Source organism: Rhizobium sp. BK650, from assembly GCF_014195325.1.
In the GTDB taxonomy this organism is placed as follows: Bacteria; Pseudomonadota; Alphaproteobacteria; order Rhizobiales; family Rhizobiaceae; genus Rhizobium.
Genome location: NZ_JACIBK010000016.1, coordinates 1 through 18,706, shown reverse-complemented (window position 1 = coordinate 18,706; position 18,706 = coordinate 1). Strand labels below are relative to the sequence as shown.

Below are 18,706 nucleotides of genomic sequence, written 5' to 3'. Positions count from 1 at the left end.
TTCCAAACTCAGTCGAGCCGCATCGCGATGCCGCGCTCTGACATATAGTGTTTTGCTTCGCCGACGGAATAGGTACCGAAATGGAAGATTGACGCGGCGAGCACCGCGTTGGCATGGCCTTCCTTCACGCCGGCTACGAGATCGTCGAGATCGCCCACACCGCCAGACGCGATGACAGGCACGCGGACGGAATCGGCAATCGCCCGTGTCAGCTCCAGATCGTAGCCGACCTTTGTGCCGTCGCGGTCCATGGAGGTGACGAGCAGTTCGCCGGCGCCGCGGGCCACCATCTTCTGGGCGAATTCCACAGCGTCGATGCCGGTCGCGTTGCGGCCGCCATGCGTATAGATTTCCCAGGCGCTGAGATTGTCGCCGCCGACCTGCTGCGTCAGCCGGCGCTTGGCATCGATAGAAACAACGATGCACTGGTCGCCGAACTTGTCGGCCGCCTCGGCGACGAAATCCGGATTATTGACCGCTGCAGAATTGATCGACACCTTATCGGCGCCGCAAAGCAGGAGCTTGCGGATATCGCCGATGGTCCGCACGCCGCCGCCGACGGTAAGCGGCATGAAGCACTGCTCGGCCGTGCGCGCGACGACATCGAAGATTGTCTCACGATTGTCCGAGGAAGCGGTGATATCGAGGAAGCAGAGTTCGTCGGCACCGGCCGCATCATAGGCCTTGGCCGCTTCGACAGGATCGCCGGCATCGACCAGGTTGAGGAAATTGACGCCCTTGACGACACGGCCGTCCTTGACGTCGAGGCAGGGGATCACGCGGGCCTTCAAGCTCATTAGACAGTCTCCTTCGCCCGGGCGGCCTTGATGAGATCGAGCGCTTCCTTAGGGTCGATCCGACCATCATAGAGGGCACGGCCGGAAATGGCGCCCTCAAGCTTGCGGGCGTCCGGTTGCAACATGCGCTTGATATCGTCGATAGAGGCGAGACCGCCGGAAGCGATGACCGGAATGGAAACGGTATCCGCCAGTTCCAGCGTCGAGACCCAGTTGATGCCGGTCAGAATGCCGTCGCGATCGATGTCCGTATAGATGATCGCTGCAACCCCGGCGCCTTCGAATTTCTTCGCGAGTTCGACGATCCCGAGTTCGGAGGCTTCCGCCCAGCCTTCGACAGCGACCTTGCCGCCCTTGGCATCGATGCCGACAGCAACGCGACCCGGAAATTTCTTGCAGGCTTCGATAACGAGTGCCGGGTCGCGTACGGCGACGGTGCCGAGGATAACGCGGCGCAGCCCGCGAGAAAGCCAGTTTTCGATATGGTCGAGAGTGCGAATGCCGCCGCCGAGCTGAACCGGGTTCTTCGTGGCCTTCAGGATCGCCTCAACGGCATTGCTATTCGCCGAATGTCCTGCAAAGGCGCCGTCGAGATCGACCACGTGCAGCCATTCGAACCCCTGCTCCTCGAAGGATCTCGCCTGGGCGGCCGGATCGGTGTTGTAGACCGTCGCCTGTTGCATATCGCCGAGCTTCAGGCGAACACATTGTCCGCCCTTCAGGTCGATCGCGGGAAAAAGGATCATTCGTCTCAAGTCCGTAGCGTCAGGGGCACTATCAGTGCATTCCACGCATCTACGATATCCGAACGAAAAAAGACAGCGGCAATGGTGGCCGCGGCGAAAAGCACGATCAACAGCAGCGTCACGGAGAAGCCGACGCGGACCTGCCGCCAGAAGCCGGTGCGCTTCTTTACTGACTTTTCGATGTCACGCACCCGACGTAACGCCTCGCTATTGGTGGCGACGAGCTGGATCTGCGGTTCCATGGCCTCGACATAGGTCTCGGCATAGCGCGACAAGATCTGCGAAGCGCGGTCGCGTAGGGTGTTGCGCAGATCGGCCGAGAGATAGTTGCTCGTCACGGCCGCAATTTCCGCCTCGTTCGGCGAACGGCCGGAATTGCGCTTGCGGTGGCTGACGATGAAATCACGCTTCTGACGCTCATAAAGCGCATAGGCGAGCAGGCCGATCAAATCGTCTTCGCCTTCGATGTAAAATTCCAGCACCGCTTCGGCGAGGTCGGTGGCGCTGACGCTGCCGTTCGACCGCAACAGGGAATTCTCGTTTCCGGGAAAGCTCTCATGCATCATCACCGAGCCTCTCTTTGAGCGCCTTGGCAGCATTGGAGAGCGCTTTGCGATGGATCGCCTCGTCAACCTGCCGGATGATCGTCCCGTCTGGCAGCCTGACATCGACAAAAGCCGGCTGCCCCTCTCTGGAGGGCCGCAGCATATAGAAGATTCTGCCTGATTTCTGCGAAGCCGGCATCGAGCGCTCCTGTCCTTGGCTCTTCAATTACAAGGAAATAAGGCGCTCGTACTAAAAGCCAGTCCTTACGGCGCCCAGCGCAGGAAATTCGCGATCAGCGCCAGCCCTAGCTTCTGGCTTTTTTCCGGGTGAAACTGCGAACCGGCCATATTGTCCCGACCGACGAAGGCAGTCATCGGCCCGCCGTACTCAGTGGTGGCGATCACGTCGGAGGTATTTTCGGCAGCGAGATGATAGGAGTGCACGAAGTAGGCATGCAGCCCATCAGGCCCGGTGGGAATGCCGTTGAAAAGCGGGTGGTCGTGCTTCAGGTCCAGCGTGTTCCAACCTATCTGCGGGATTTTCAGTTCCGGATCGGCAGGTGTCATCTCGACGACGTCGCCGGGGACCCAGCCGAAGCCTTGCGTCACCGTTTTTTCAAGGCCGCGCGAGGACATGAGCTGCATGCCGACGCAGATGCCAAGGAATGGACGCGCCTTTTTCTCAACGCCTTCGAGCAGGGCCTCCGTCATACCAGGCACGGCATCAAGTCCACGGCGGCAATCGGCATAGGCCCCGACGCCTGGCAATACGATACGGTCGGCCGCCGCGACAATCTCCGCCTTGTCGGTGAGATTGATCTCCGCCTCGATGCCGGCTTCACGGGCCGCTCGTTCGAAAGCTTTCGTCGCCGAGCGCAGATTGCCCGAGCCATAGTCGATAATTGCAACGCGCATTATTTGCGCCCTCCCTCAAAGCCGAAAAGACCGAGCGACGTGGATTGTCCAGGCTGCGCCTGTGCGCCGGGAGCCTGGCTCCATTCGTGTACTTTTGTATCGGCACCGGTCTCGATGTTGGAAAAATAGATCTCTTCCGCAAGGTCGAGCGATGGCGCGCCGATCGCCGCATCCTCTCGCCAGCCGCGGGATACGAGATTGCGGATGCGGAAATTCTGCCCCTCGAGCCCGACGAACAGGTTGACGGCGAAGGCGAGTGCCATGCCCGCCGGTCCGAAGCCTGGCTCTTCCGCCAGCACGCCGCCGATCGCCTGCAGCGCGAACGCAATGATCGCATGAAGCCAGAGGCGATGCGCAAGCAGCCAGATCCAGGGAAAGAGGAAGGCAAGCCACGAGAAGCCGTCACGGATCGTGCGCGTATCCTCGCGCCGACCATCAGGCGGAACAAGAAAAACGTAGCTGGATGCCATCTGAGGCTCCCTGATGGGGTTCAGGCAAGCGTGCCCTTGGTCGAAGGAACACGGCCCGCCTGCCGCGGATCGATCTCTGTCGCCGTACGCAGAACGCGCGCGACGGCCTTGAAGCATGTCTCTGCGATATGGTGGTTGTTGGCACCATAGTGATTGAGAATATGCAGCGTGATCCCGGCATTCTGCGCCAGCGCCTGGAAGAACTCCCGTACCAGCTCCGTATCGAAGGTGCCGATCTTCGGGGCGCTGAAGGAAACGTTCCAGACGAGAAAGGGACGGCCGGAGAGATCAACAGCCGCCTTGGTCATCGTCTCGTCCATGGCAAGATCGATCGAGGCGTAGCGGGTGATGCCGCGGCGGTCGCCGAGCGCCTTGGAGATTGCCTGGCCGATGGCGATGCCGGTATCTTCGACCGTGTGATGGTCGTCGATATGCAGGTCACCCTTGGATTCGATTTCCATGTCGATCAGCGAGTGTCGTGAAAGCTGGTCCAGCATATGGTCGAAGAAGCCGACGCCCGTCGAAATCGTTGATTTGCCGGCGCCGTCGAGATTGACGGAAACGGAAATGGACGTCTCGTTGGTCTTGCGGGAAACGCTGCCGGTGCGGCTTGCGACGGTCTCGGCCATATGGCTTTCTCCTTGAAATCAAGGTGGTTCCTTATCAGGCGCATCGCGAAATATCCAGAAGCGCGGGCGGAAAAGGCAAGCCATTTGCAATCGTGGTGCGCCGACTTACATAGGGCTCAACGGGGCCGGATGTTCGGCCCGCCGGAACCGCCCGTGAGTTGGGGCAACAGGTGTTAGATGACGACAATAATTACAGTTCGTAAAGGCGGCAAGGTCGTGGTGGCCGGTGATGGCCAGGTCAGTCTCGGCCAGACCGTCATGAAGGGCAACGCCCGCAAGGTCCGCCGGATTGGCAAGGGCGAAGTGATTGCCGGTTTCGCCGGCGCTACTGCCGACGCCTTCACCCTTCTGGAAAGGCTCGAAAAGAAGCTGGAACAGTATCCGGGCCAGCTGATGCGCGCCGCTGTCGAACTCGCCAAGGATTGGCGCACCGACCGCTACCTGCGCAATCTCGAAGCCATGATGCTGGTTGCCGACAAATCGGTAACGCTTGCGATCACCGGTAACGGTGACGTGCTGGAACCCGAGCATGGCGTCGCGGCCATCGGCTCGGGTGGCAATTTTGCGCTTGCCGCAGCTCTTGCGCTTGCTGACACCGATAAGTCTGCCGAAGAGATTGCCCGCCGGGCGCTGGATATCGCTGCCGACATCTGCGTCTACACGAATCATAACGTCATCGTGGAAACGTTGGATGCCGAAAGCTGACAACGCGCCCCGATACACATTCCGCGATGTTGCCGACGGAGATTTTCCGCTTCTGGCACGCTGGCTCGGTGAGCCGCACATTGCTGAATGGTGGGGCGCTGTTGACGAAGAGCTGGCTTCGATCAGGGAGTCTATGACGAGCGTGGAAACGCGGCCGATGATCGTGGAGCTGGATGGAGCGCCGATTGCTTATCTGCAGAGCTACGATCCCCATCTTGAAGAGGGCCACCCCTATCAGGACCAGCCGAAAGGCACGCTCGGACTGGATATCTCGATCGGCGACGCGGATTTGCTGGGCAAGGGCCACGGCAGCGCGATTGTGAGGCAGATGGCTGTCCAGCTTTTCGCTGCCGGTGTGACAAGGATTGTAATCGATCCCCATCCGGCGAATGCGAGAGCGATCCACGCTTACGAAAAGGCGGGCTTCCGGCATTTCGACACGAGAACATCTATATATGGTCCGGCCTATTTCATGGTTATGGACCCACCCGAAGAACGGATCTGATATGACCACTTTTTCCCCCCGCGAGATCGTTTCCGAACTCGACCGCTACATTATCGGCCAGCATGAGGCCAAGCGCGCCGTGGCAATTGCGCTCCGCAACCGCTGGCGCCGCCAGCAGCTCGATCCGAGCCTGCGCGACGAGGTCATGCCGAAGAATATCCTAATGATCGGCCCGACCGGCGTCGGCAAGACGGAAATCTCTCGTCGCCTCGCCAAGCTCGCCGGCGCCCCTTTTATCAAGGTCGAAGCCACCAAGTTCACCGAAGTCGGCTATGTCGGACGCGACGTCGAGCAGATCATCCGCGATCTCGTCGAGGTTGGCATCGGCCTGGTGCGTGAAAAGAAGCGCAGCGAAGTTCAGGCCAAGGCGCATATGAGCGCCGAAGAACGTGTTCTTGATGCGCTGGTCGGTGCGACAGCCTCGCCTGCAACGCGCGAGAATTTCCGCAAGAAGCTGCGCAATGGCGAACTCGACGACAAGGAGATCGATATCGAAGTGGCCGATACAGGCTCAGGCATGGGCGGATTCGACATCCCCGGCATGCCGGGCGCCAATATCGGCGTTCTGAACCTGTCTGAAATGTTCGGCAAGGCGATGGGCGGCCGCACCAAGAAGGTCCGCACCACGGTTAAGGCCTCCTACACGGATCTCATCCGCGATGAGTCCGACAAGCTGATCGACAACGAGGTCATCCAGCGCGAAGCCGTCCGCTCGGTCGAGAATGACGGCATCGTCTTCCTCGACGAAATCGACAAGATCGCCGCCCGCGATGGCGGGGTCGGTGCCGGCGTTTCCCGCGAAGGCGTTCAGCGCGACCTACTGCCGCTCGTTGAAGGCACGACGGTTTCGACCAAATACGGCCCGGTGAAGACGGACCACGTCCTCTTCATCGCCTCCGGCGCCTTCCACGTTTCCAAGCCGTCGGACCTGCTGCCCGAATTGCAGGGTCGTCTGCCGATCCGCGTGGAGTTGCGTCCGCTCAACAAGGAAGATTTCCGCCGCATCCTGACGGAGACCGAGGCGAGCCTCATCCGCCAATATAAGGCGCTGATGGAAACCGAAAGCCTGACGCTCGACTTTACCGATGACGCGATTGATGCGCTTGCCGATGTTGCCGTCCACCTGAACTCCTCGGTCGAGAATATCGGCGCCCGCCGTCTGCAGACCGTCATGGAGAGGGTGCTTGATGATATCTCCTATAACGCGCCGGACCGCGCCGGCACGGACGTCAAGATCGATGCCGCGTATGTTCGTGAACATGTCGGCGATCTGGCGCAGAATACGGACCTGTCGCGCTTTATTCTGTGATCGGTAAACACCGCTTTCCGTCTTTGCGCGCCGGTGTCGAAACTTTGACGATCTGAACTCTCGACAGCGGGCCTTTTACTTTTTAGTGAAGGCCCGCTTTGTTTTTGTGCCGGCTTTATTCGGACAAGATTCTGGTCCAGTCAGCCGCGATACAAAGATGACAGGGAAAGACGGGAAAGCAGATCGTGCGACGCCTTTTAACAAGCCTTGTGATTGCCATGACCATTGCGGGTTCGGTCCCTGCCTTTGCGGCGCAGGTCGTTCCGCCCGGTAACCGTCATGCCGAACAGCCGGATATCCCCGGCGCTTCGGTCCGTCGCACCAAAGGCACCAAGACGACGTTCGATATCAAATATGAGAAGGTCTACGACCTCCTGTCGACCGACCACGAGCTTCTCGGCAAGATTAAGAAGGTTTCGAACGCCTACGGCATCAGCCCGATCCACGTCATCGGCGCGCTCGTCGGCGAACACACCTATAATGTCGATGCCTATGACCGGCTTCAGGCTTATTATGTTAAAGCTGCCTCCTACGCCGGCCAGAGCTTCCGTTTCGCTTATGACGGCGAAAGCGTAGACGATTTCGTCGACCGGCCGCAATTTGCCGCCTGCAACGGCAAGAGCGATTCCTACACCCTCTGGACTTGCCGAGAGGATGTCTGGGAAAGCGATTTCCGCGGCAAGACCGTTGGCGGCAAGAGCTTCCCAAACAATCGCTTCAGCGCCGTCTTCTTCCAGCCCTTCTACGCCGGCCAGACCTTCGGTCTCGGCCAGGTCAATCCGCTGACGGCGCTCATGCTGTCCGACCTGGTATCCCGCGTTTCCGGTTATCCGAAACTCAACGAGAAGGATGCCGGCTCGGTTTACAAGGCGATCATGGATCCCGACATTTCGCTCGCCTTCGTTGCCGCTTCGATCCGCCGATCGATCGACGACTACAAGGAGATCGCCGGCATGGATATATCCGGGAATCCGGGGGTGACAGCGACGCTTTATAATGTCGGCAATTCCCGCCAGCGTGCCGCAGCGCTTGCCGCCAAGAATCGTTCCTCCGGCACGACGGTCTGGCCGGAAGAGAATTATTACGGCTGGCTGATCAACGACAAACTGGACGAGCTGAAGGGCCTGCTCTAACCTTCAAGCCTGCCGGGAAGACGATACCTCCCGGGAAAGGCTATGCTGATGGACATGCGCCCGGATCCCTTCGTTCCGCCGGCACCGTTGCCGCGCACCGTGCCGCCGTCGCGGCTTGAGATCATCAGGACGATTTTTCGCAATCCGCTCGAGCTTTGGGGCGAGCCGTCCTATACGCTGCCCTGGATTCATACAAGTTTCTTCGGCCAGAGAACACTGATCGTCAACGATCCCGGCCTGATCAAGCATGTGCTGGTCGACAACGCCAACAATTATCGCATGTCCGACGTCCGCCAACTCGTACTGCGGCCGATCCTGCGTGACGGACTTCTGACCGCGGAAGGTTCAGTTTGGAAACGCTCGCGTAAGGCGGTCGCCCCTGTCTTCACGCCCCGCCACGCCAAGGGCTTTGCGAGCCAAATGCTGCGCCAGTCGGAAGACTACATCCGCAAATATGCCGATGTCGGCGAAGCTGGCACGGTCTTTGATATCAGCACGGACATGACGGAGCTGACCTTCGCGATCCTCGCAGACACCCTGTTCTCAGGTGAGATCGTTACGTCGAGCGGTCACTTCGCCGATGATGTGAATGAACTCCTGCACCGCATGGGCCGCGTCGATCCGATGGATTTGCTGCGCGCGCCGTCATGGGTTCCACGTGTGACACGCTTTGGCGGCCAGAAGGTGTTGGAAAAATTCCGCGCCATCGTGCGCAACACCATGGATCTGCGCCTTGCCAAAATGAAAGCCGATCGCACCGCGGCGCCAAACGATTTTCTGACCCTGCTTCTGGAGCAGGCTGGTCCCGATGGCCTCACCAAGGAAGAGATCGAAGACAATATTCTCACCTTCATCGGCGCGGGCCATGAGACGACCGCCCGCGCACTTGCATGGACACTCTATTGTGTCTCCAACAGTCCGCATATCCGCGAGGCGATGGAAGAGGAGATTGACGCAGTGCTTGCCACTGGCGCAGAACCCGTCGAATGGCCGGATCTGATGCCGCAAACCCGCGCCGCCTTCGAGGAAGCGCTACGCCTCTATCCGCCGGCTCCCTCAATCAATCGTGCCGCTATTTCAGATGATTCCTGGACCAGCCCCAAGGGTGAGCGGGTCGAGATCGAAGCTGGCGTCACGGTGCTGGTCATGCCCTGGACGCTGCATCGCCATGAACTCCACTGGGATCGCCCGCGTGCCTATATGCCGGAACGTTTCCTGCCGGAAAACCGTGCCGCCATCGGCCGTTTTCAGTTCCTGCCCTTCGGAGCCGGCCCGCGTGTCTGCATCGGCGCCGCCTTCGCGCTTCAGGAAGCGGTGATCGCGCTGGCCGTTCTGATGCATCGCTATCGCGTCGATTCCACCGACCAGACGAACCCCTGGCCGGTACAGAAGCTGACGACGCAGCCGCAGAATGGGCTTCCGATGCGCGTGACGCGCCGAACTGTTTCCAAGCCTGCATAAATCTTTCGAATTGTTGCTGAATTGACTGTGAGTGAAAGCCGGGCAAAGTGGCAGCATGAAAAGCTGCCACTGCAAGGGAGACACCGCATGAGCCGCATTGAAAAGAATGGTCTCTTCATCGAAGCCGTCCTCCATGATTTCCTTGTGACGGAGGCACTGCCGGGTCTCGCCATCGATGCGGACAAGTTCTTCGCCGATTTCGCAGCGATCGTGCATGATCTGGCTCCGAAGAATCGTGCGCTGCTTTCGAAGCGAGACCAACTGCAGGCGAAGATCGATGATTGGTATCGTCAGAACGGCGCACCGACGGACATGGAAGCCTATCAGTCCTTCCTTGAGGACATCGGCTATCTTTTGCCGGAGGGATCGGATTTTCAGGTCTCGACGGCCAATGTCGATGCCGAGATTGCCTCCATTGCCGGCCCGCAGCTCGTTGTTCCCGTCATGAACGCCCGCTATGCGTTGAATGCCGCCAATGCCCGCTGGGGCTCGCTCTACGATGCTCTCTACGGCACGGACGCCATTCCGGAAACGGACGGAACCGAAAAGGGCAAGGGTTATAATCCCAAGCGCGGCGAGAAGGTCATTGCCTGGGTTCGCGATTTCCTCGATTCCGCTGCTCCCCTCGATGGCAGCTCCTGGAAGAATGTCGGCTCCTTCGCCGTCAGGAATGGCGCTCTGGCAATCGCCGCCGCAGACGGTAAAGCTTTGATATTGAAAGACGCCGGACATTTCGCCGGCTATCTTGGCGATGCAAATGCGCCAACGCATATCCTTCTGAAGAATAACGGCATCCATATCGAAATCGTCCTCGACGCCTCGACCGCAATCGGCAAGGCGGACCCGGCGCATATTTCCGATGTCTGGCTGGAATCGGCCATCACCACGATCATGGACTGCGAAGATTCCGTTGCCGCCGTCGACGCCGAAGACAAGGTCGTCGTCTACCGCAACTGGCTCGGCCTGATGAAGGGCGATCTGCAGGAGGAAGTGACGAAGGGCAGCTCGGCCTTCATCCGCAAGCTCAATCCCGATATCGCCTACACAGCACCGGGCGGCGAAACCTTCGAGCTCCATCGCCGCTCGCTGATGCTGGTGCGCAATGTCGGCCACCTCATGACCAATCCGGCGATCGTCGATCGCGACGGCAATGAGGTGCCGGAGGGCATCATGGATGCCATGATTACGGGCCTGATTGCTCTCTACGACGTTGGCCCGTCCGGACGACGCAAGAATTCGCGCGCCGGCTCCATGTATGTCGTCAAGCCGAAGATGCATGGCCCAGAAGAGGTCGCTTTCGCCGTCGAGATCTTCTCGCGCGTTGAAGATGCCCTCGGCATGGCGCGCAACACCATCAAGATGGGCATCATGGACGAGGAGCGCCGCACGACGGTCAATCTCAAGGAGTGCATCCGCGCTGCCCGCGAACGCGTCGTCTTCATCAACACGGGTTTCCTCGATCGGACCGGCGATGAGATCCACACCTCGATGGAAGCTGGTCCGATGATCCGCAAGGGCGACATGAAGCAGGCTGCCTGGATCGGCGCCTACGAAAACTGGAACGTCGATATCGGCCTCGAATGCGGCCTCTCCGGCCATGCGCAGATCGGCAAGGGCATGTGGGCAATGCCGGATCTGATGGCCGCTATGCTGGAGCAGAAGATCGCCCATCCGAAGGCTGGCGCCAACACCGCCTGGGTGCCGTCGCCGACGGCCGCCACCCTGCACGCCACACATTATCACCGGATCAATGTAGCCAAGGTGCAGGAACAGCTGAAGGACCGCAGCCGTGCCGAGCTCTCCGATATTCTCTCGGTGCCGGTCGTTGTGCGGCCGAACTGGACGCCGGAAGAAATCCAGCGTGAACTCGACAACAACGCTCAGGGCATTCTGGGTTATGTCGTGCGTTGGGTCGACCAGGGCATCGGCTGCTCGAAAGTGCCGGACATCAACAATGTCGGCCTTATGGAAGACCGTGCGACGCTGCGAATTTCCGCCCAGCACATGGCGAACTGGCTGCATCACAAAATCGTCACCAGGGAGCAGATCGTCGAAACCATGAAGCGTATGGCTGCTGTTGTCGACCAACAGAACGCCGGTGATCCGGCCTATATGCCGATGGCGGCACATTTCGACGATTCGATTGCCTTCCAGGCAGCGCTCGATCTCGTCCTGAAGGGAAGAGAGCAGCCGAACGGCTATACCGAGCCGGTCCTGCATCGCCGTCGCATCGAGTTGAAGGCGAAGCAGACTGCCTGAGCCTGAGCATGCCAGATACAAAAGGCCGCCGGACCCAAAAGTCCGGCGGCCTTTTTTATACCGAATTCGGCCTTTAGCTTACTGGATAACGATAACCTTGGAGGTGGTCTTGCCGGGGCGGACCCGGCTGTAGAGGTCGATCACGTCTTGGTTCATCAGGCGGATGCAGCCCGAGGAGGCGGCGGTGCCGATCGATGCCCATTCGGGAGTGCCGTGCAGGCGGAAGAGCGTGTCCTTGCCTTCTTCATTGAAGAGATACATGGCACGTGCGCCGAGCGGATTGGTAAGGCCCGGACCCATGCCGTCGTCGACATACTTGGCAACGTCAGGACGACGGACAGCCATTTCTTTCGGCGGATGCCAGGTCGGCCATTCTTGCTTCCAGGCGACATAGGCCGTGCCGGACCATGCGAAGCCCTGCTTGCCGACGCCGATGCCGTAACGAACGGCCTTGCCGCCGGGCAGGATATAATAGAGGTGACGCTCGCGCGTGTTGACGATGATCGTGCCTGGACGCTCGTCGCTCTGGTAGCTGACGATCTGGCGGCGGAATTCCGGCTTGACGCGGTCGATCGGAATTGCCGGCAGGGAGTATCCGGCATCCGACGTTACGCCATAGGCGTCATTGAAGATCTGTGCCGTCTGAACGGTCGGACCCGCACCCTTGTCGGTGGACGCGGTTTCGGACGTCGTGGAGCAGCCGGCCAGTGCCAGGGTCGCCAGCAGGCCAAATACAGGAAATGCATTGCGGATGCGCATGGATGACTCGTGAAGGTTTTGGGCAATTGGAAGATAGTCTTTCGACCATCGTTATTTATGGTTTATTTTCGATTAACTTTGCCTTTGCAAGGCTGCTGCAGTGCGACAAAATCCATCTGAGCCGCAAATTAAAAGCGCATGGCTTTTTTGCAACAACGGCCAACTCCACTTGATGGTTATCCATGACGATTTTGAGCGTTTACAATAACAATCCGTTAATCGATGGCCGGCAATCGGACAGGGCCATGATGGTACGCCGTGGCATGCAGATTTTGCTTCACGACATGCGCCACGCGGTGCTGCCGGAACTTCCGCTGGCGAGCGGCCGCCGGGCCGATCTGATCACGATCTCCGAGAAGGGAGAGGTCTGGATCGTAGAGATCAAGACATCGATCGAGGATTTCAAGGTCGATCGCAAATGGCCGGACTACCGTCTGCATTGCGACCGGCTATTCTTTGCGACGCACAAGGATGTGCCTCTCGATATCTTCCCGGAAGAGTGCGGGCTTTTTCTTTCAGACGGTTACGGGGCACATATGCTGCGCGAAGCACCCGAACACCGCCTGCCGCCGGCCACCCGCAAGGCCGTGACTCTCAATTTTTCGCGCGCCGCCGCACAGCGGCTGATGATGGCCGAATGGGCAAATGGCAAGCCGTTCAATGTGGATGAGGTCTAGCTATTTGGGTGCGCGCTTGGCGAGGATGCGTTGCAAGGTGCGGCGGTGCATGTTGAGCCGGCGCGCCGTTTCCGACACGTTGCGTTCGCACATTTCATAGACGCGCTGGATATGTTCCCAACGCACCCGGTCCGCCGACATGGGATTCTCAGGCAGCTCGGCTTTTTCCCCCGGCCGCTGTGTGAGCGCTGAAAATACGTCATCGGCATCGGCGGGTTTTGCGAGATAATCCACAGCCCCAAGCTTCACGGCCGTCACGGCCGTAGCGATATTGCCGTAGCCCGTCAGCACGATGATTCGCGTGTCGTCGCGCCGTTGGCGAATCGCTTCGATGACGTCGAGGCCGTTGCCGTCGCCAAGTCTTAAGTCGACGACCGCATATTTCGGCGGCCGCCCCCGGGACTTCGCCACGCCTTCTGCGACTGATTCGGCCGTTTCCACGTGAAAGCCGCGTGCCTCCATTGCGCGCGCCAGGCGCCGCAGGAAAGGACCATCGTCATCGACGATCAGCAGGCTCGGATCAGGCCCGATATGCTCCTCGTTGGAGGCGGCGGAAATCTCATGGTTCTGGTCTGTCATCGCTTCGGTCCTGGCGGTCGAATGTCCGAAATGCGTCAACCGCTATATCTTGTTTATGCCCACAAAGTCATTTTGTCGAATTTGCGTCGATCAACGTTCGAGGCCATTCGATGCGGATGCGGGCACCTCCGATTTCCGGGTCGCGATTCTCGAAGACGAGCGATGCTCCGGAGCGCTCCAGCAGCGTTTTAGCGATGAAAAGTCCCAATCCCAGGCCCCCCGCCGTATCTTCCTTCTGTCGTTTGGTGACATAGGGCTCGCCGATACGCGTCAGAATATCAGGCGCATAGCCGTTGCCGTCGTCCTCGATAATGATAAGCACCTTTTCGTGATCGTGCTCGACAGTGACCGTCACCCTCTCACGCGCATAGTCGACGGCATTTTCGATCAGATTGCCGAGCCCGTACATGATGCCGGCATTGCGGTCGGTGACCGGCTCCCCTTTTCGCGGACTCTTTTCGATAAGCTCCAGCTTGATGCCGAATTCGCGGTGCGGTGCCACGATCTCTTCCATCATGGAGGAGAGGGGGAGGCGCCGCATATGTGCCTCGCCTTCGGAGGAGAGTGTCGTCAGTCGGCGAAGGATATCGCGGCAGCGCTCGCTCTGGCTGCGCAGGAGCTGCACATCCTCGCGGAACCGGTCGTCATTTTTGAGCTCGCGTTCCATCTCCTTGGCAACGACGCTGATCGTCGCAAGCGGTGTGCCGAGCTCATGGGCTGCTGCGGCCGCAAGCCCGTCGAGTTGCGAGAGATGTTTTTCCCGCTGCAGCACCAGTTCGGTTGCCGCCAGCGCGTCCGCGAGTTGGCTCGCCTCCATCGACACCCTGTAGGCATAGAAAGCGGCAAAGGCCATGGTCGAGGCGATCGAGCACCAGACGCCGAACTGCATGACATTGTGCACATTGATTTCCATCCCGTCGAACCACGGAAGCGGAAACGGCGAGAAGGCCAGCACGGTGATGCAGACCATCGCAAAACCAATCAATGCCATGCTGTAGCGGATCGGCTGCGAAGCGAAGGAAATGATGACGGGAACGCAGACCAGCGCTGCGAACGGATTGGCAAGGCCGCCAGTGATGAAGAGCAGCGCGCATAGTTGCAGAAGGTCAAAACCGAGAAGTGCGAAAGCGGCAGGCGGCTCAAGCCGGTGAGTCGGCGGGTAGCGAATTGTCAGGTAGAAATTCACCCAGGCAAGCGCGGCAATCAGTGAGCAGCTCGCAACCAGCGGTAACGGGAATTTCAACAGGAAAGCGACGATGAAGACCGTCACTGCCTGGCCCGCGACCGCTAGCCATCGCAAGCGCACCAAAGTCTGCAGACGCAGCCGCCGACTGCTCAACCTGTCTTCCTGCGTTTGGATTTCGGTCTTCTCGACCACGGCATGCTCCCTCAGAGCGCCCTACGCCCATTCCGACGCAAAGGACGCTCCAACTTTTTGAATCGATGCGTAGGCGGGTTATGTACCACGAGGCTTTGCCCGTGTCGTCGGCGCGGCATCCTCGGGTTTCTCTGGCCATGGGTGCTTGGGATAGCGTCCCCGCATATCCGCCCGCACGTCTTTCCAAGAGCCAGCCCAGAAACCCGGCAGGTCACGCGTCGTTTGGATCGGCCTGTGAGCCGGCGAAGTGAGCTCGAGCAGCAGCGGCAGGCGTCCGCCAGCGACAGCTGGATGCTGCTTGAGCCCGAAAAGCTCTTGCACACGGATCGTCAGCACCGGCTCCTCACGGTCATACTGGATCGGATGGCGTTGCCCGGTCGGCGCCTCGAAATGCGTCGGTGCCAGCCGTGCGATATCTCGCTGCAGATCATGCGGTACAAGCGCCATCAGCCCATTGGAGAGGCCGGAGGCGGAAATATCCGAAAGCCCGCGCGCATCCGTCTGAAACGGGATGAACCAGTCCTCCATCCGTTCGAGCAGCGCCTCGTCGCTCATGTCAGGCCACGGCTCACCGATTGACCGATGCAAGAAACCGATCCGCTCCCGAAGCTGCAGGGCCTCCTTGGAAAAGGGAAGCTGACCGAGCCCCAGCTCACGCAATCCCTCTGCGAGCGCTCCCACGACCGCCTCACCCGAGGGGCGGGGAAGCGGCGTCTCGTCGAAAACGATCGCGCCGAGTCTCGTGGCGCGGCGTGCCCGCACTTGCCGGCTTTGTGGGTCGAAGAAGGTCTGGTCGTCTGTGCGGATTTCGCCCGGCAGTTCGGCCTCGATATCGGCCCTCGAGACCTCTGCTGCGGCCAGTATCCGGCCCTGTGCCGCCCGCCCCGTCAGATCGGCAATCACAAGCATCTGGCTGCCTGCCAACCGTTCTGTTTCTGCGAGTTCGGCGCCGCGGCCGTTCGCCATCACATAACGTCCACGCCCGCCGCGCTGAAGCGCAACCCGATCCGGGAAGGCATGCAGCAGAAGTCGCCCTGCGAGTGCAGGCTCGGAACTCGAGGTCTTGTTGAGCCCCCCTGCCAGCCGTCCCGCGAGCCGTCTTGATGCTTCGGCCCTTTCGCCTCTCTCGCCTTTGAAACGCCGCAGCCGCTCTTCAAGATCGATACTGGTACCGCCGAGCCCCTGCTCGGTCAGCAGCACCGATATCAGTGCCGCATCCTTGGCATATCCGGATTCGCCAGCTGAAACCACCATGGCGGCGAGCCGCGGCGGCAATGCGAGGTCGCGCATCACTTTACCGCGCGCCGTCAACGCGCCATCCCTGTCAAGCGCCCCAAGCTGCACAAGCAAGGCCGTAGCTTCCGCGATCGTCGTTTCCGGTGGCTGGTCAACGAAGGCGAGAGATTTCGTATCCTGAACGCCCCAGTGTGCGAGATCGAGCACGAGACCGGAAAGATCGCTCGAGAGAATCTGCGGCGGTGTGAATGCCGGAAGGGCGGCCGTCTGCCCCTGATGCCACAGGCGGACTGCAATGCCCGGCTCCGTTCGGCCCGCGCGGCCGGCGCGCTGGTCGGCCGAAGCCCGAGACACCCGAACGGTTTCAAGCCTGGTGATGCCCGTCGATGCCTCGAAGACCGGCAATCGCTGTAGCCCGCTGTCGATCACGATTCGCACGCCGTCGATGGTGATAGAGGTTTCGGCAATGGAGGTCGCGAGTACGATCTTGCGAGTGCCAGCTGCGGCAGGGCGGATCGCTGTGTCCTGCTCCTTCTGGCTTAGATTGCCGTAAAGCGGCGCAATCAGCGTCTCCGGGCCGAATCGTCCCTCAAGCCGCTCCGCCGTCCGGGCGATCTCAGCCTGGCCCGGCAGGAAGGCGAGAATCGACCCCGACTCGCTGGCATGGGATGCGGCGATCGCCCGGACCATTGCGTCCTCGATCCGCTCGCCGCCCGGTCTGTCCTGATAACGGATATCGATCGGGAAGCTTCGCCCCGTGCTTTCGATGACAGGTGGATGATCAAGCAGGGCCGCGACCCGCTCGACATCGAGTGTTGCCGACATCACAAGGATACGCAGATCTTCGCGAAGCGCAGACTGAACATCGAGCGCCAGAGCAAGGCCGAAATCAGCATCCAGCGAACGCTCGTGGAATTCGTCGAAGATAACAGTCGAGACACCCGAAAGCTCGGGATCATCGAGAATCATCCGGGCAAAGACGCCCTCGGTGACCACCTCGATCCGCGTTCTCGCCGAAATCCGGTTGTCGAGGCGCATGCGATAGCCGACCGTCTCGCCGATTTGCTCGCCAAACAAAGAAGCCATGCGGCTTGCCGCGGCGCGGGCTGCCAGTCTGCGTGGTTCCAACAGGACGATCTTCCCGTCGCCACGCCATGGCTGATCAAGCAGATGAAGCGGGACGAGCGTTGTCTTGCCGGCGCCGGGCGGCGCTGAAAGTATGGCGCGCTTTTCATCGCCGAGCGCGACACTGATATCGGGCAAAACATACGAAACCGGAAGCTCCGGCAGGCGAGGCATGGTCTTCACTTTCGTTCTGTCGTCATTTCATAAGCGAGAATGGCGCCGGCAAGATCTTCCAGTGCCGCACCGACAGACTTGAATAGCGTAATCTCCTGCGCGTTGGTCCGTCCTGTGCTGGCCCCCGATATCAATTCCGCGAGTTCTCCGCGTATATCGCTCTCTTTCATTAACCCGCTCTTCAACGGCTGCATAATGTCCCCGCCTTCGCTGAGCGCACCTGCCCGTGTATCGACATAGACGACCGAACGCAGGACGGCGGTGTCATCGCTCTCGCGCATGCTGGGCTTGAAAGCGCCAACGAGGTCGAGATGGGCGCCGGGCTTCAGCCAATCGCCGTAAACAAGCGGCTCGCTGGAAAGCGTTGCGCAGGAAACGATGTCGGCAGTTCTTACTGCCGCTTCAAGATCCTCCACCGCCTCGGTCCGCAGGCCAAGAGCCTGCGCTTCCTCCGCAGCCCTCTTCGCCGCTTCTCGATTGCGTCCCCATATGCGGTAGCGCCGGATGGGTCTGACGGTCCCGTGTGCCTGCATGAGGTTGAGCGAAAGCCGCCCGGTGCCACAGACCAGCATCTCTTCTGCGTCCGGTCGGGAAAGATAGCGGGATGCCAGTGCCGAAGTCGCAGCAGTGCGCCGGGCCGTCAATTCTCCGCCGTCAATGACAGCCAGCATTTGTCCCGTCGCCGCCGACGACAGCAGATAGCTTCCGAAGATCGCCGGCAGGCCCCGGCGAACATTGCCTGGAAAAACTGAAACGGTTTTGATGCCCGTGTACTGGCCGGGAAGCCACGCCGGCATTAAGAGCAGCGTGGCATTCTCCTCCCCCGGAACTTCCATATCGTGATGGTGGCGCACCGGCATGACGCAATCGCTTCGAAACATGGCCTCGATCGCATCGATAAGCTGTGCCCACGGTAGGGCGCTCCGCGTTTGGTCTTCATCGAGGATAAGCATTCTGAACTCCGCAAAGGCATGGATATATCCGCTCAAACTACCGATTGGATCGGTCGAGGCAAGCGGCCTGGAAACTGCGCAGGCGCATGCCTATATGAACGTTGCACCTCAAACCGACGTTGTCCGTCTGGAATCGGCAGAAATCGATCCGAAACGGGGTGATTTCGACAGGCAAACTCTTGCCAAGAGCAAGAGCGTGTAAAACTGTCAGCAAAATCAACCTGTTACAAAAATGTCAAAAAAGTTGGCTTGTTTGTGTTGACTGTATGAATGTTGAGGGATTATAAGCCCGATCACTGACGAGGGCGGCGGCGCTGCTGGCGACGAAGTTCCTCGTTCTGAAGAAATCAA

At 59.9% G+C, this 18,706-nt stretch carries 20 protein-coding genes; 8 read left to right on the top strand and 12 right to left on the bottom strand.

What is annotated here, in order from left to right:
* Positions 1–8: 8 nt before the first annotated feature.
* The 7 genes from hisF to hisB all read right to left on the bottom strand — a co-directional run bounded on the left by hisF (position 9) and on the right by hisB (position 4,102).
* Entirely contained in the window at positions 9–797 is a 789-nt protein-coding gene (gene hisF / locus FHX15_RS27700; protein WP_184401557.1) for an imidazole glycerol phosphate synthase subunit HisF, read from the bottom strand.
* The gene (gene hisA, locus FHX15_RS27695; protein ID WP_184401556.1) at positions 797–1,543 is read right to left on the bottom strand and encodes a 1-(5-phosphoribosyl)-5-[(5-phosphoribosylamino)methylideneamino]imidazole-4-carboxamide isomerase; all 747 of its coding nucleotides are present in this window, start codon (positions 1,541–1,543) and stop codon (positions 797–799) included. The genes hisF and hisA overlap by 1 nt, the downstream gene beginning before the upstream one ends.
* 5 nt (positions 1,544–1,548) lie before the next feature.
* On the bottom strand, positions 1,549–2,109 hold the full coding sequence (locus FHX15_RS27690; RefSeq protein ID WP_184401653.1) for a hypothetical protein: 561 nt from the start codon (positions 2,107–2,109) through the stop codon (positions 1,549–1,551).
* Positions 2,099–2,287, bottom strand: a complete 189-nt coding sequence (locus tag FHX15_RS27685) for a hypothetical protein (protein WP_184401555.1) — start codon at positions 2,285–2,287, stop codon at positions 2,099–2,101. Before FHX15_RS27685 ends, FHX15_RS27690 begins: the two co-directional genes overlap by 11 nt.
* Before the next feature lie 65 nt (positions 2,288–2,352).
* Positions 2,353–3,003, bottom strand: coding sequence for an imidazole glycerol phosphate synthase subunit HisH (gene hisH / locus FHX15_RS27680; RefSeq protein WP_184401554.1), 651 nt, complete (start codon positions 3,001–3,003; stop codon positions 2,353–2,355).
* Positions 3,003–3,473 carry a DUF2628 domain-containing protein gene (locus tag FHX15_RS27675; RefSeq protein WP_184401553.1) on the bottom strand — a complete coding sequence of 157 codons (471 nt, stop codon included), beginning with the start codon at positions 3,471–3,473 and terminating at the stop codon, positions 3,003–3,005. The genes hisH and FHX15_RS27675 overlap by 1 nt, the downstream gene beginning before the upstream one ends.
* 20 nt (positions 3,474–3,493) lie before the next feature.
* Positions 3,494–4,102, bottom strand: a complete 609-nt coding sequence (hisB, locus tag FHX15_RS27670) for an imidazoleglycerol-phosphate dehydratase HisB (RefSeq protein ID WP_184401552.1) — start codon at positions 4,100–4,102, stop codon at positions 3,494–3,496.
* A gap of 177 nt (positions 4,103–4,279) precedes the next feature.
* On the opposite strand from hisB, the gene hslV reads away from it, so the two are divergent.
* The 6 genes from hslV (at position 4,280) to FHX15_RS27640 (ending at position 11,474) form a co-directional block, all read left to right on the top strand.
* Positions 4,280–4,807: an ATP-dependent protease subunit HslV gene (hslV, locus tag FHX15_RS27665; protein WP_184401551.1), complete on the top strand. Its 528-nt coding sequence runs from the start codon at positions 4,280–4,282 to the stop codon at positions 4,805–4,807.
* A complete protein-coding gene (locus tag FHX15_RS27660) occupies positions 4,794–5,312 on the top strand; it encodes a GNAT family N-acetyltransferase (RefSeq protein WP_184401550.1) in 519 nt (172 codons plus the stop codon). The genes hslV and FHX15_RS27660 overlap by 14 nt, the downstream gene beginning before the upstream one ends.
* Before the next feature lies 1 nt (position 5,313).
* Positions 5,314–6,621, top strand: coding sequence for an ATP-dependent protease ATPase subunit HslU (hslU, locus tag FHX15_RS27655; protein WP_184401549.1), 1,308 nt, complete (start codon positions 5,314–5,316; stop codon positions 6,619–6,621).
* A 185-nt stretch (positions 6,622–6,806) separates the two neighbouring features.
* Positions 6,807–7,754, top strand: coding sequence for a DUF1402 family protein (locus FHX15_RS27650; RefSeq protein WP_184401548.1), 948 nt, complete (start codon positions 6,807–6,809; stop codon positions 7,752–7,754).
* A gap of 48 nt (positions 7,755–7,802) precedes the next feature.
* A complete protein-coding gene (locus FHX15_RS27645; RefSeq protein WP_184401547.1) occupies positions 7,803–9,215 on the top strand; it encodes a cytochrome P450 in 1,413 nt (470 codons plus the stop codon).
* 87 nt (positions 9,216–9,302) lie between these two features.
* On the top strand, positions 9,303–11,474 hold the full coding sequence (locus FHX15_RS27640; protein ID WP_184401546.1) for a malate synthase G: 2,172 nt from the start codon (positions 9,303–9,305) through the stop codon (positions 11,472–11,474).
* Positions 11,475–11,552: 78 nt separating this feature from the next.
* Here the strand turns inward: FHX15_RS27640 and FHX15_RS27635 are convergent, their stop codons facing one another.
* Entirely contained in the window at positions 11,553–12,233 is a 681-nt protein-coding gene (locus FHX15_RS27635) for a L,D-transpeptidase (protein WP_184401545.1), read from the bottom strand.
* 2 nt (positions 12,234–12,235) lie between these two features.
* Between FHX15_RS27635 and FHX15_RS27630 the strand changes: the two genes are divergently transcribed.
* Together FHX15_RS27630 and FHX15_RS27625 are read left to right on the top strand one after the other, a co-directional pair.
* Complete coding sequence (locus tag FHX15_RS27630; protein ID WP_184401544.1) at positions 12,236–12,406, top strand: hypothetical protein; 171 nt, start codon at positions 12,236–12,238, stop codon at positions 12,404–12,406.
* Between the two features lie 9 nt (positions 12,407–12,415).
* On the top strand, positions 12,416–12,910 hold the full coding sequence (locus tag FHX15_RS27625) for an MmcB family DNA repair protein (protein WP_184401543.1): 495 nt from the start codon (positions 12,416–12,418) through the stop codon (positions 12,908–12,910).
* Here FHX15_RS27625 and FHX15_RS27620 read toward each other — a convergent pair whose 3' ends face one another.
* The 4 genes from FHX15_RS27620 to FHX15_RS27605 form a co-directional block, all read right to left on the bottom strand.
* Positions 12,911–13,489, bottom strand: a complete 579-nt coding sequence (locus FHX15_RS27620; RefSeq protein WP_184401542.1) for an ActR/PrrA/RegA family redox response regulator transcription factor — start codon at positions 13,487–13,489, stop codon at positions 12,911–12,913. It lies immediately after the preceding gene.
* A gap of 67 nt (positions 13,490–13,556) precedes the next feature.
* Complete coding sequence (locus FHX15_RS27615; RefSeq protein WP_184401541.1) at positions 13,557–14,867, bottom strand: ActS/PrrB/RegB family redox-sensitive histidine kinase; 1,311 nt, start codon at positions 14,865–14,867, stop codon at positions 13,557–13,559.
* A 78-nt stretch (positions 14,868–14,945) separates the two neighbouring features.
* A complete protein-coding gene (gene hrpB / locus FHX15_RS27610; RefSeq protein WP_184401652.1) occupies positions 14,946–17,402 on the bottom strand; it encodes an ATP-dependent helicase HrpB in 2,457 nt (818 codons plus the stop codon).
* 5 nt (positions 17,403–17,407) lie between these two features.
* Complete coding sequence (locus FHX15_RS27605; protein ID WP_184401540.1) at positions 17,408–18,355, bottom strand: ornithine cyclodeaminase family protein; 948 nt, start codon at positions 18,353–18,355, stop codon at positions 17,408–17,410.
* Between the last annotated feature and the right edge of the window lie 351 nt (positions 18,356–18,706).